Source organism: Holdemania sp. Marseille-P2844, from assembly GCF_900120005.1.
GTDB lineage: Bacteria > Bacillota_I > Bacilli_A > Erysipelotrichales > Erysipelotrichaceae > Holdemania.
In genome coordinates this window covers 404,480-417,856 of the sequence record NZ_LT635454.1, presented here as the reverse complement: position 1 = coordinate 417,856, position 13,377 = coordinate 404,480, and the positions used below count along the sequence as shown (strand labels likewise).

Sequence of the window (13,377 nt, the reverse complement as noted above, 5' to 3'; positions counted from 1 at the left end):
AGATGAAATCCAGAAAACAGCCTGTTCTGACAACCTGTTCTTTTTTCTGTCCTCCCTTTTCCCCGATTCAAAATTTCATCCCTCTTCCTGTCATTTATCCTTCATTCCCCGGCGGCTTGTGATAGAATAGACGATAGATGGGAGAGAAAGCATGAAAAAAGTACAGATTCAAGATTTTATGGATTATCGCTATCTGGGCAGCCTGCAGGTCAGCCCCGATCAGCAGCACGCGGTATTCACCGTCATCACCGGCGATCAAGATGCCGACAACTATCCTGGCAATTTGTGGCTGCTCGATCTGGCCACTCAAAAAACACGCCAGTTAACCTCCGGCGGCGAAGAAAAGAAAGCGATCTGGTGGGATGACGAAACAATCGTATTCACCGGCTGCCGCGATCCGAAACTGAAGGAGAAAACCGCAGATGGCGAAAGCATGACGGTCTTCTATAAGCTGAACATTCACGGTGGGGAAGCTGTGGAATGGTTCCGTCTGGCGATGCCGGTCGGCAGCTTCCAGAAAGTCAACGACAACCAGCTGATCCTGTCGGTTGCCTACCGCGCGGACGGCATGAATGATTTTGAATGCCAAACCGACGACGAGAAAAAGAAATGGAAAAAAGAACGTGAATCGCACAAGGATTACGAATGGTTCGATGAAATTCCGTTCTGGGCCAACGGTCAGGGTCTCACCAACATGAAGCGCACGCGCCTCTATCTGCTGGATCTGGATACCCGGGCGGCAACAGCGATCTCCGAACCGTCCGCCAACGCCTCGATCGCGCACATTCAGGACAACAAGCTGCTTTATATCAGCAATCCGATGAACTCCGTCCGGGAAATTCCAAGCTCGCTGCATCAGTTCGACTGCACGACAAAAAAAGATCTGACGCTGATTCCGGATCATGAGGTCAACGTCAGCTGGGCTTTCTATATCAATCACAAGATCATCGCCGCGATCTCGGATTTCAAGGAATATGGTCTGCATCAGCATGCCACGCTGTTTGTCGTCGAGGAAGATCAGCAGCGTACGCGGTTAGTGCATTATGACAATTCCTACGGCGCCTCGCTCGGCTCCGACTGCATTCAGCAGTTCGGCACGGCGGTCAAAGCGTATAACGACAAGATCTATTTCAGCTGCACCGATGAAAACGACGGCTGTCTGAAATGCTTCGATGAACACGGCCAGCTGCAGCGCTTATCCGGTTATCATGGCGGAATCGAGGACTTCGAGGTCACGGACGAGGGGATCGTCTTCATCGGTCTGCGCGATCAGAAGCTGCAGGAGATCTACTTCCTGCAGAATGAAGCGGAAACGCAGCTGACGCATTTCAACAGCGAGTATCATGCGGCCACCGCGGTTTCCCCAATCGAAAAAATCGAGTTCTACAACGACGGTATCCGGCACGAAGGCTTCGTGATCAAACCGGCCGATTTCGATATCAACAAGAAATATCCGGGCATTCTGGAGATTCATGGCGGTCCGAAAGGAACCTTTGGTCCGGTTATCAATCATGAAATGCAGGTCTTCGCCGCCAACGGCTATTTTGTCTTCTATTGCAACCCGCGCGGTTCTGATTCCCGCGGCAATGCCTTCGCCGATATCCGCGGGCGTTTCGGGAAAGAGGATTACAGCGATCTGATGGCCTTTACCGACGCGGTGCTGGCGCAGTATCCGCAGCTGGACGGCGAACGTTTAGGCGTGACCGGCAGCAGCTATGGCGGATATATGAGCAACTGGATCATCACGCAGACCGACCGGTTTAAGGCGGCGATCCCGGAAGCTTCCATTTCCAACTACGTCACGAAGTTCTTATGCACCGATATCGGCTTCACCTACAACATGGACAATCAGGCCGCAACCCCATGGTCCGATGTCGCGCTGGTATGGGAACAGTCGCCGCTGAAATATGCCGACCGCGTCAAAACACCGACGATGTTCATTCATTCCGATCAGGATTACCGCTGCTGGATCGCCGAACCGATTCAGATGTTCTACGCCCTGAAGCTGCATGGCGTGGAAACCCGGTTCCTGTTGTTCCATGGCGAGCACCATGGCCTGCCGATCTTTGGTAAGCCGTCGCACCGCATCCAGCGCTTAACCGCGATGGTCGAATGGTTCGACAAACATTGTAAATAAACCGAAAGGGAGAACGCAAAGCTCTCCCTTTATCCATTTCACCTGTTTTGTCGTCTTCTATTTGACCGTCGATCAGGCTATAATAGGAAGTATAAGGAGTGTGAATATCATGAAGCAATCCCCGATGGAAACGGTTTATCAGTCGATGATGATCGGCTTAATGTCTGTGGTCGCCGCTTCGGCTGTCGTCTTCCCCGTTATTTTCCTGACTCAGTTTCACAAATATCGTAAAGAAAGCGCAGCCAAAAAAATTAGACTGTCAATCCAGACTGAAAATGAATCCGAATAAACCGGATTCATTTTTTATTTTCACGCATTTCCCGTTATTGGAGCTTGATTTTGCAGGGCCTCAAATTCAGCCCGCGTTATGGAATAACATCGGCAATCCTTAACCTCGCCGGTATACAACCGCACTTTCTGCCGGATTGTTCCCTCATAATGAAAGCCGTTCTTTTCGATCACTCGCCGCGAACCCCAGTTCTCTACGAAATGATCCATCGCGATCAATTCCGTTCCCGGATCGTCAAATAGATGCCGGATCATCAGACCGACCGCTTCCGTCATGATACCCTAATTCCAATATGCTTCATCCAGTGCGCAGCCGATCGTCTTCGCCGCCAGGTTGCGCCGCGAAGTATCGACGCCCGCGCTGATCATGCCGACGACTCGCATCGTGGATTTCAGCACAACCGCAAACGCGTCGGGAGTGGTCATCATCCGGCTTAAGATCTGACTGCTTTCTTCTTTACTTTGATGCGGCCGCCAACCGGCCTGCGGCCCCACGGCTGGATTCTTTGCGAAAGCGTAAAGATCCTCCAGATCCTTCCTATCCCAAGGTCGTAACCTGATTCTGTCGGTTTCCATTTCCATTCGCTGATTCCCGCTCCTTTCAAAAGAAAGCCGTCAACCAACGGCTTTCTGAATTCAGACTTATTTGTAATTCGCGTACGTGAATTCCGCGGCGCTCGTCAATTCCGGAACGTCTCTCGGCGTACCGTCAAGATTGACCGCAACCGGCAGACAGTCGCCGTTTTCAAACAGGAAGACCATCGGCATATCTTCGCTCATCAGCCGCTGAACCTCGCTGTAAGCCTTGGCCCGTTCTGCATCGTCGTCAGTTTCAACGCCAGCCTGCAGCGCGGCATCCATTTCCGGATTGTTATACAATCCGACGTTGGTTCCGCCATTGGAAGCGACGCGTCCGGCAACACCGGAGACATCCGGTCCCTGATAGCCTGCCAGCATCGTCATATCAAAGTTGGAATTGGTAATGACTTTATCCTGCCATGCCGCCATTTCCATGATATTCAACGTGACGTTGATGCCGATTTCCTTCAGGTTTTCTTTCACGATCTGCGCGATATCCTTAAAGTTTCCGCTTTCAAAGATATCCATCGTCATATCGAAATAGAACCCGTCGTCGCGCAATGTATAACCGGCTTCTTCAATCAGCTTCTTCGCCGCTTCTACATCGCGGGCCGGCATCGTGTACTGTTTATCCAGATACTTGCCTTCCCATAACGGCGAGATGAAGTATTCAGCTAACGCCCCGGTTCCGTTGGCAACCCGATCGTAAATGCCCTGACGGTCAACGCCCATCGCGACAGCCTGGCGCAGACGAACGTCCTTGAAGATGCTGGTTTCCATGTTGAAGGTAATATACGTTCTGTTGATCGACAGATAGTGGAAATGCTTATAATTCGGATCGTTGTCCAGTTCATGCTTATTCGCCGTCGGAACGCTTACGCCCAGATAGTCAACTTCGCCGTTCAGGAAAGACTGATAAGCCGTCGTCTGATCCGGAATGACCTGGAAGATCAATCTTTCGATTGTCGCTTCCGTTCCAAAGTAATCTTCATTTTTAACCAACGTTGTCCCAATCCCTGCGTCATACTTTTCAAACTTGTAAGGACCCGTTCCGACTGGATTCCATGTCGCCGGGTTGGATACAAAGTCAGAATAAGCCGGATCATTCCAGATATGTTCCGGCATGATGAACGTCGCATACCAGCCTAATTTAGGAACGATGCCGACGTCGCGCTGGCTGAGATTCAAAACGACGGTATTGTCATCCGGGCATTCAATCGAAGTCACTGCTGCCAGCGAATCCGATTTTGTCCAGGAATTCTGTTTCATCGTATCAAACGTCCATTTGACGTCTTCCGAAGTAAACGGTTCGCCATCATGCCATTTCACACCTTCCTGTAAATGGAAGGTTAGCGTCAGACCATCTTCGGAAAACTCCCAGCTCTTTGCCAGATCCGGTAAAATCTGGTCGTTTGCATTCAGCTTGATCAACCGGCTGTAAACGTTCTGATTGATTTGATAAGCATAGTCATCAGACTTCATATCGGGATTAAAACTTTGCGGATCCCCGTTAACGGCATAGATTAAAACATCCTGTGCCGGTGTTTCCCCTGTTGTCCCATCCTTGTCGGTTTTCTTTTCATCGGTGCCGCAGCCCGCCAGCATTAAACACGCAATCAATAAGGCTGTCAGCAGTTTCGGTAATTTTTTCATACCCTTTCCCTCCTTGCGTCTTCCTTCATTTTAGAAGAATATAGTTTGAGTTTACACGGAGGAAAAGCGAACGTCAAGATGATATTTTACATTTATTTCAGTAAATGTATATTTCTATCATTTTCTTTTGAAACATTTTTCAATTCTTATTGAGCAAAGCAAAGCGCAGGTTTATCTCAAACCTGCGCTTTTGCGCATAATTCATAAAGAAACCTGCGTTATTTACTTAAACATCGTGTATGTAAATTCATTGGAAGCCGCTTTATCCGGCACATCTCGAGGCGTACCGTCCAGAGAGATCTTGACCGGCTGATGATCGCCGTTTTCAAATAAGAAAACCATCGGCATATCTTCGTACATCATACGCTGAACTTCACTGTAATACTTGGCCCGTTCCTGCACGTCGTCTATTTCGACGGCCGCCTGCAGCGCCGCATCCATTTCAGGATTGTTATACATACCGACATTGGTCCCGCCGTTGGAGGCCACGCGTCCGGCCACGCCGGATACGTCCGGACCCTGATAGCCTGCCAGCATTGTCATTTCAAAGTCCGGGTTTTCTCCCATTACTTTATCCTGCCAGGCAGCCATTTCCATGATATTCAGATTAACGTTAATCCCGATTTCTTTCAGATTTTCTTTGACAATCTGGGCAATATCTTTAAAGTTTCCGTCATCGAAGCTGTCCAGTGTCATCGAGAAATAATACCCGTCTTCATCCATCGTGTAACCGGCTTCTTCAATTAACTTCTTTGCACCTTCGATATCTCGTTCCGGCATTCTATACTGCTTATCAAGGTATTTGCCTTCCCACAGAGGCGAAATAAAGTATTCTGCCAAAGCGCCAGCGCCATTGGAAACCCGATCGAAAATCCCCTGACGGTCGACCCCTTTCGCCACCGCCTGCCGCAGACGCGGATCTGTAAAGCGGCCTTCTTTCATATTAAACGTCAGATAAGTCCGGTTGATTGAAATGTAATCGAAGAAACGATAATCCGGATTATTATCCAGATCATGCTTATTCGCCGTCGGAACAATAATGTTAAAGTAATCAATTTCACCGTTGACAAACGACTGGAATGCGGTTGTCGAATCCGGAACGATTGTAAAGATTAATTTTTCAACAATCGGCTCACCGTCGAAATAGTCGCTATTCTTGACTAACGTCGTCGCGACTCCGCTCTTATAATTATCAAACTTGTATGGTCCGCTTCCTACTGGCTGCCAGTTTGCCGGATTGGATGTAAAATCCTTATATTGCGGATCATTCCAGATATGTTCCGGCATGATAAACGTTGCATACCAGCCCAGCTTGGAAACGATAGAAACATCTTTTACTTTCATATTTAAGACAACAGTCAGATCATCCGGACATTCGATTGATTCAACCGAAGCCAGACTGTCAGATTTCGACCATTTATTGGCGATCATCGTATCGAACGTCCATTTCACGTCCTCTGAAGTGAGTGCTTCGCCGTCATGCCACTTCACATCTTTCTTCAAATGGAATGTCAATTTCATTCCATCGTCGCTGAATTCCCAACTTTCAGCCAGATCTGGAATCACCTGATCGTCGCTGTTGAGTTTTACCAGCCGGCTGTAAATATTCTGATTGATCGGCCATGCGTAGTCATCTGATTTCATATCCGGATTAAAGCTTTGCGGATCGCCTGTAACATTGACGATCAGAACATCCTGTGGTACAGCCTGGTCTTTCTGATCAGTGCCGCCCCCGCCGGCGCATCCGGCCATCATGAGGCAGGCCACCATCATGGCGGCTAAGAGCTTTGTCAGTTTCTTCATAATTTTCCCTCCTTACTTGTGAAGAATGAATGATAATTTTAAGTTTACGCTTGTTGGAAAACATCGTCAATCCATTTCACGCCATGTTTCATCATTGCGAGAAAGTTTCATTATTCACAATGTAAATTTTACATAAGCAAACATAGAAAAACTGCAGTGCTCTTCATGATTTTCATTGAGCTTACTGCAGTTCTTTGTTCTATTCTTTTACAAATTCAACGTAAGTTAATTCACTGGAAGCGGCTTTTGTCGGTTCCTGATAAGGCGTGCCCTTCAGTATCTTTTTAACCGGGACTTTGGCGCCATTATCCATAAACAGAATAAGCGGCATCTCTTCACTCATAATGCGCTGAACTTCACTGTATACGGCTTTTCTTTCTGTTTCATCAGATACCTGAACACCTTTTTCAAGTAATGCGTCCAATTCAGGATTGGAATAACCCATGAAGTTCATCGACGTCCCTGTGCCAACACGTCCGGATATTCCTGAAACATCGGGTCCCTGGTATCCAGCGGCCATCGTCATTTCGAAATCATGATTAACTTTTACATTATCTACCCAAGCGGCATATTCCAGCATCGTTAATTTAACGTCAATTCCGACTTCTTTTAAGTTACTCTGGATAATTGTCGCCGCATCCTTGAAATAACCACTTTCAAAGAATTTCATTTCAGTTGAGAAATAAATTCCGTTTGCATCTTTCTTAAAACCAGCTTCTTCAAGAAGTTGTTGAGCCTTCGCTACGTCACGTTCCGGCATCTGGTATTTTTCATCCGCAAAACCGGTATTCGGAGCGATGAATGTCGAAGCCACGGCGCCTGTTCCGCCAGCACAGCGATCCCAGATCATCTGCCGGTCAATTCCGTAAGCGATTGCCTGACGAACACGAGCATCTTTAAAATTATCGTTCGTCATATTAACTGTAACGTAAGACCGATTCATACCGATGACTGGATAAACTTCATAATCCGGGTCATTATCAAAATCATTGGCATTCTGAGAAGGAATGGCGGTATAGTAATCCACTTCACCGGTACGGAATGCCTGATAAGCTGTTGTCGCATCCGGAATAATCGAATAGATGACCTTCGCTACTTTTGCTTTATCACCCCAGTAATCTTCATTTCTTTCCAGAACAACACGGACACCCTTCTGGAATTCAACAAACTTGAATGGGCCTGTGCCAACTGGTTTCATGTTATATTCATTGGTTGCCGTATCGGTACCTTCATACAAATGTTTAGGCATGACGAATGTTCCGTACCAGGACAATTTTGCGATCAGAGAAACATCCGGATATTTTAAATTCATGACAACGGTGTTGTCATCTGGACATTCGATCGATTCAACAGAAGCAAAGCTGTCGCTTTTATTCCATTTTTCCGCGATCAACGTATCGTAAGTCCATTTCACGTCCGCCGAAGTAAATGGTTCACCATCATGCCATTTCACGCCTTCATGCAAATGGAATGTAACCTGAGTGCTGTCGTCGTTCCATTCCCAGGTTTCCGCCAGATCCGGAATCGTCTGATCATAGGCATTCAATTTAACCAAACGGTTAAAAATATTCTGGTTTGGTCCCCAGGCGTTATCATCAGACTTAAAATCTGGATGAAAATTGACCGGGTCCCCTGATGAAACGACAATTAATGTATCATCGGAGGTTGTTTTTGCTTCATCACTGCCTGTGTTATTCTGCCCGCTGCAAGCCGTCAGCGCCAACGCCGCAACCAAGCCTACCGTAAGCAGTTTGAGAAATTTTTTCATAAATTTTCCTCTTCTTTCTTAATTTCATTATATCAGGAATGGCGGCGAGAAAAAACAGTGAAAACGGAGCATTTCTGTAAAAAACGCTCCGTTTTGAACATTTCCTATTTTTTTAATGTTACATACGTAAATTCGCTCGTCGCCGCCTTATCCGGAACCTGATATGGCGTACCGTCAAATTTGGATTTAACCGGGATGACCTGGCCGTTGTCGAGCAGCAGCACCATTGGCATATCCTCGCTCATCAAGCGCTGAACTTCGTCATAGGCTTCCTTACGAATCGCCGGATCCGAGTTCTGAGCACCTTTTTCCAGCGCAGCTTCCATGATGTCGCTGGCATAACCGGTAAAGTTGTTCGATCCATTGATCCCAACGCGCATATAAATACCTGAGATATCCGGTCCCTGATAGCCCGCAAGCATCGTCATATTAAACTTACGGCCTTCTTTGACCTGATCCGTCCAAGCCGCATATTCCATCAAATTCAGATCAACCTTAATACCAGCTTCCTTTAAGCTGGACTGAACGATCGCCGCGACATCCTTGAAGTTGCCGCTTTCGAAAGCGTCTAAAGTGACTGTCATATAATAGCCGTCGGAATTCTTCTTTAATCCGCATTCTTCCATCAAAGCCTGCGCTTTCGCAATATCCCGTTCCGGCAGTTTGTAATCATCATTCAGATAATCTTTAAACAGCGGAGAAATGAAATATTCCGGCAAAGCGCTGACGCCGTTGCCCATCCGGTCAACGATCGCCTGACGGTCAACCGCATACGCGACAGCCTGACGCAGCTTTGGATTGTTAAACGGTTCCTTCTCCATATTGAAGGTCAGATACGTTCTGTTAATGCTTAAGAAGGAGAAGACTTCATAATTCGGGTCATTGTCGAAATCGTGCAGATTCGCCGTCGGCAAGCTCGTAATGTAGTCGATTTCACCATTTTTAAACGCTTCTAACGTCGTATTCAAATCCGGCATGATTTGATAGATCAGACGTTCGATTTCCGGAGCTCCGCCAAAGAAATCTTCATTGCGTTCCAAAGTAACGCTCTGTCCGCTCTTATACTCAACAAACTTAAACGGACCGGAACCGATTGGCTTCTGCATTGCCGGATTCTTTGCGAAATCCGGATAAGCAGGATCATTCCAGATGTGCTCCGGCAGAATGAATGTTGCATACCAGGCTAACAGAGGAACAAGCCCGGCGTCCGGATTTTTCATATTGAAGACGACTGTCAGGTCATCCGGTGCTTCAATCGTATCGACATTGACAAAAGTATCAGACTTCGACCATTTATTTTCAATGATTGTATCGTAGGTCCATTTTACGTCTTTGGATGTTAATGGTTCGCCGTCATGCCATTTTACGCCGTCACGCAAATGGAAAGTCAGCGTCATATTATCGTCGCTCCATTCGTAGGAAGTCGCTAAATCTGGAATTGGAACATCGCCCGGCGCCAGCTTATACAAGCGGTTAAACAAGTTCTGAGCCATCGGCCACAGATAATCATCCGATTTCATATCCGGATTAAAGCTCGATGGATCTCCCTGTACCGCCGTGATAAATGTGCCGATGGTTTCTGTATTTTCGGTTTTCGAATCTGTCGTCTGCGCCGATTTTTCGCCGCCGCCCTGACATCCCGTCAGCAAGAGTGCGGCGCTGAGTAAAGCTGCCAAAATCTTAAAACATTTTTTCATTTCTAAACTCCCTCCCTATCTAAATGAAAAACTATGGTGCATTATCACTTTCCAATAGAATCCCTCCCATTCACATAAGTGTATGATACAGGACGATGAAAAATTATTCAATACTTTTATGTAAATAATTTCATCATTTATGAAAAGTGTTTTTCATTGGACGGACAGAAGTAAAAAAATGACCATGAGAAAAAGACACGCTCCTTATGAGCATGTCTTTAAGAATCTAATATGAATTATTCAGCGCGGTAAGTGTAGGTGTATTCCGAAGAAGCTGTCTTATCGTCCAGTTCCATTGGCATACCCTTCATTTCCTTCTTGATTGCATATTTGTAGCCGTTGTCGATGATTGGGATGATCGGCAGATCAGCACGCATGATCTTCTGAATTTCCTTGTAGCATTCGATTCTTTCTTCTTCATTCGACAGCGTAACGCCCTTGTCTAATAAAGCGTCCAGTTCCGGATTGGAATAGCCAGCCATGTTCATGGATGTTCCAGTCTGAACACGTCCGGATACACCGGAAATATCCGGTCCCTGATAGCCCGCTAACATTGTGATTTCAAAGTTACGGTTAACCTGAACCTTATCCTGCCAAGCAGCCATTTCCATCATGTTGATCTTCAGATCGATGCCGGCTTCTTTGACATTCTGCTGGATAATCGCAGCCAGATCTTTCCAGTTGCCGCTTTCGAACGCATCTAATGTTACATGCAGGTAATAGCCGTCAGCATCTTTCGTATAACCAGCTTCTTCCAACAGCTTCATGGCCTGTTCTACATTCCGTTCAGGTAATTTGGAATCTTCATCTAAGTACTTAGTAAAGGCATGCGAAATCATATACTTGGAAGGTTCGCCATTGCCGCCAGCGGTTCTATCCCAGCAGCCCTGGTTGTCGATCGCTAAAGCAAAGGCTTCGCGGACACGCTGATCCTGGAAACGTTCATCCTTCAGATTAAATGTGATATAAGTCCGGTTGATGCCCATTTCAGAATAGAATGTATAGTTATCATTACCATCCAGATCATTCGCATGAGCAGCTGGGATCATCTGGCACAGATCATCAACTTCACCGTTCATGAAAGCTTCCCACAGAGTATTATCATCAGAAATGATCGCAAACTTCAGCGTTTTGGCAATCGCCTTATCGCCCCAGTAATCTTCATTGCGTTCCAACGTTACATACTGGCCTGCTTTGTATTCAACAAATTTAAACGGACCCGTTCCGACTGGATTCTGGTTGTATGGGTTAGTCGCCGTATCGGTGCCTTCATACAAATGCTTCGGCATAATGAATGTGCCATACCAGGCCAGCTTCGCAATAATCGAAACGTCCGGCGTTTTCAGATTCATAACAACCGTGTTGTCATCCGGGCATTCAATGCTTTCGATATTCGACAGGTTGTCAGCTTTTGACCACTTTTCAGCGATCGCAGTATCGTAAGTCCACTTGACGTCAGCCGAGGTAAACGGCTCGCCGTCATGCCACTTAACGCCATCATGAAGATGGAATGTCAGCTGCATGCCATCTTCGCTGAATTCATAGGATTCAGCTAAATCCAGGTTGATTTTTGTGTTGTTGCCCAGTTTTACCAGACGGTTGAAAATATTCTGGTTGATCGGCCAGGCGCCGTCATCGGACTTGAAGTCCGGGTTGAAGCTCTGCGGATCCTGCTGCGTGACCATGATCAGAGTCTGATCCGTAGGAATTCCGCTGGTTTCGCCGTCTGTCTGTCCGCCTTCATTGGCAGTGCCGCCATTGTTGGATCCACATCCAGCAAGCATCATCGCCATGGCCAGACACACGACTAAAACTTTAAGCAGTTTTTTCATGTATTCTTTCCTCCTCTATCGATTGTTTTAAAGCAACCGTTAGTTTAATAATAAACGATTTTCTCAAAAATGTGAAGTCTATGTGTACGACTGGTATGTGAAATTTAAGCGTTTTCTTTACAATCTTTGAAAATATTCATAGAAAAATGTAAGAAATGAAAACAAGGAAGATCAACTTCCTTGCTTCGACGGTTAACGATGCTTTTGCAGATAATCCGCCACCAGCATGCCGCTTTCCAGCTGCACGGCGATCAGCTTGCGGATCGGAATGACCTGATAATGCAGTTCTTTCTCCGCGATTTCCGCCCGTTTCGCAAATTCTTTTTCTCCCTCGTCATGAATGCGCTGCAGCCGTTCTGCGACTTCCGGACTTGGGTTCTTCGCCAGCTCATGCTCGCAGGCACGGATTAAAAGCGTCCATTGAAGCAGCACGCGGTACTTCGGAATCTCCAGGTTGTCGAACGCTTCGGACTCCTTGCACAATTCGTCGTAATTCGGGTCCTGACGGATAAAATCACATTCCTGACGATAGTCTTCCTCAAAATGTTCATACCCGTTGCTGACCATCTTGGCGAAGCTGTTGTCGGCGCTGATCAGATCCGCAATCTGATCATAACGAGCTTTGACCGCCTTGCGGTTTTCATGCAGGACTTCGCAGCCTTTCAGCGCGGCTTCCCGGCGGGTGAAATCCATCAGCTTATCGCTCTGAATGCGTGGTTCGTAGAAATAAGGCAGCTCGGTGACCAACGTCGTCGTATCGTAGCCCTGCTGGCTGGCATAGTCAGCGCTGCTGGTGCCCGTGGACATCAGCTTTTCCGGCGCAACCGTGCCGTATTTCTCATTGTAATCGTAGGTATCCCTGGAGCTGATCATCGGATAGATCGCCTGAGAGAACGGCGTGATGTAGTTGACTTCCGGTTCGCCCAAGTGCAGCGGAATATTCTGCTTCGCGGTCGCGGCATAGAACTTATCCCACAATTCCGGAATCTCCCGGGTCAGATACCAGTACGTGCCACCGAAGCCGGCGTTATGCAGCGAATACATAAACTGCGGCTGAATCTTGTCGATCAAATTCATCAGGCAGACGGTCTCCGGAATCGGCTTGTCGTAGGTATAGTTTTTATAGTGGAACGGGAAATTCCATTCAACCTGTTCATACCCGGCCGGGCGGAAGTAATGACGGGTAAAGTTGGTCAGCGTGATCGGTCCCTTGAACCAGCCTTCGTTGAGCTGCGTACCGTCGAGGTCGATGCTTTTGATCAGATACCAGGTATAATCCAGCTCTTTGCGCAGATCTTCATTTTCGGCCAGCGCCCGTGAGAAATACTCCAGCAGCATTGCGCCCATCGGTTCGTTGGGATGCGGACAGCCGAACATCAAAGCGTTGCGGCTGCCTTTGCCAATCTTCAGGCAGTAAATCGGATGTCCCTTGCGTGATTTCCCGGCCTCAAAAATTTCTACGATCCCCGGAAATTCTGCTGCCAGCCGCTTGGAATTTTCATCCATCTCATCCACAGTCAGAAATTGTTGATAATCCGGAATGTTGTCGATCAGTTTTTGAATAAAATCAGCCATTTCAATTCTCCTTTTTTTGTTTTTTATTTTCCGATAACCCGGGAA

8 protein-coding genes and 1 pseudogene are annotated in these 13,377 nt (G+C 47.1%); 2 read left to right on the top strand and 7 right to left on the bottom strand.

What is annotated here, in order from left to right:
- Nucleotides 1-151: 151 nt before the first annotated feature.
- Both BQ7364_RS16775 and BQ7364_RS16770 read left to right on the top strand, forming a co-directional pair.
- A complete protein-coding gene (locus tag BQ7364_RS16775; protein ID WP_072685871.1) occupies nt 152-2,137 on the top strand; it encodes an alpha/beta hydrolase family protein in 1,986 nt (661 codons plus the stop codon).
- Nucleotides 2,138-2,246: 109 nt separating this feature from the next.
- Nucleotides 2,247-2,426, top strand: a complete 180-nt coding sequence (locus BQ7364_RS16770; RefSeq protein ID WP_072685869.1) for a hypothetical protein — start codon at nt 2,247-2,249, stop codon at nt 2,424-2,426.
- Between the two features lie 20 nt (nt 2,427-2,446).
- On the opposite strand, the pseudogene BQ7364_RS18465 reads toward BQ7364_RS16770, so the two are convergent.
- The 7 genes and pseudogenes from BQ7364_RS18465 to BQ7364_RS16730 all read right to left on the bottom strand — a co-directional run bounded on the left by BQ7364_RS18465 (nt 2,447) and on the right by BQ7364_RS16730 (nt 13,332).
- Nucleotides 2,447-3,001, bottom strand: a pseudogene (locus tag BQ7364_RS18465) (GNAT family N-acetyltransferase).
- Nucleotides 3,002-3,067: 66 nt separating this feature from the next.
- Complete coding sequence (locus BQ7364_RS16755) at nt 3,068-4,657, bottom strand: ABC transporter substrate-binding protein (protein ID WP_072685863.1); 1,590 nt, start codon at nt 4,655-4,657, stop codon at nt 3,068-3,070.
- Between the two features lie 222 nt (nt 4,658-4,879).
- Nucleotides 4,880-6,460: an ABC transporter substrate-binding protein gene (locus BQ7364_RS16750; RefSeq protein ID WP_072685861.1), complete on the bottom strand. Its 1,581-nt coding sequence runs from the start codon at nt 6,458-6,460 to the stop codon at nt 4,880-4,882.
- A 199-nt stretch (nt 6,461-6,659) separates the two neighbouring features.
- The gene (locus tag BQ7364_RS16745) at nt 6,660-8,228 is read right to left on the bottom strand and encodes an ABC transporter substrate-binding protein (RefSeq protein ID WP_072685859.1); all 1,569 of its coding nucleotides are present in this window, start codon (nt 8,226-8,228) and stop codon (nt 6,660-6,662) included.
- Between the two features lie 104 nt (nt 8,229-8,332).
- Nucleotides 8,333-9,925 (bottom strand): ABC transporter substrate-binding protein, encoded by a 1,593-nt coding sequence (locus BQ7364_RS16740; RefSeq protein ID WP_072685857.1) that lies wholly within the window; start codon nt 9,923-9,925, stop codon nt 8,333-8,335.
- A 236-nt stretch (nt 9,926-10,161) separates the two neighbouring features.
- On the bottom strand, nt 10,162-11,757 hold the full coding sequence (locus BQ7364_RS16735; protein ID WP_072685855.1) for an ABC transporter substrate-binding protein: 1,596 nt from the start codon (nt 11,755-11,757) through the stop codon (nt 10,162-10,164).
- 192 nt (nt 11,758-11,949) lie between these two features.
- The gene (locus tag BQ7364_RS16730; protein WP_072685853.1) at nt 11,950-13,332 is read right to left on the bottom strand and encodes a M14 family zinc carboxypeptidase; all 1,383 of its coding nucleotides are present in this window, start codon (nt 13,330-13,332) and stop codon (nt 11,950-11,952) included.
- Between the last annotated feature and the right edge of the window lie 45 nt (nt 13,333-13,377).

Excerpts from the sequence above, each read along its gene's own strand:
- BQ7364_RS16775 (WP_072685871.1), top strand. The coding sequence starts at position 152 with ATGAAAAAAGTACAGATTCAAGATTTTATGGATTATCGCTATCTGGGC.
- BQ7364_RS16770 (WP_072685869.1), top strand. The coding sequence starts at position 2,247 with ATGAAGCAATCCCCGATGGAAACGGTTTATCAGTCGATGATGATCGGC.
- BQ7364_RS16755 (WP_072685863.1), bottom strand. The coding sequence starts at position 4,657 with ATGAAAAAATTACCGAAACTGCTGACAGCCTTATTGATTGCGTGTTTA.
- BQ7364_RS16750 (WP_072685861.1), bottom strand. The coding sequence starts at position 6,460 with ATGAAGAAACTGACAAAGCTCTTAGCCGCCATGATGGTGGCCTGCCTC.
- BQ7364_RS16745 (WP_072685859.1), bottom strand. The coding sequence starts at position 8,228 with ATGAAAAAATTTCTCAAACTGCTTACGGTAGGCTTGGTTGCGGCGTTG.
- BQ7364_RS16740 (WP_072685857.1), bottom strand. The coding sequence starts at position 9,925 with ATGAAAAAATGTTTTAAGATTTTGGCAGCTTTACTCAGCGCCGCACTC.
- BQ7364_RS16735 (WP_072685855.1), bottom strand. The coding sequence starts at position 11,757 with ATGAAAAAACTGCTTAAAGTTTTAGTCGTGTGTCTGGCCATGGCGATG.
- BQ7364_RS16730 (WP_072685853.1), bottom strand. The coding sequence starts at position 13,332 with ATGGCTGATTTTATTCAAAAACTGATCGACAACATTCCGGATTATCAA.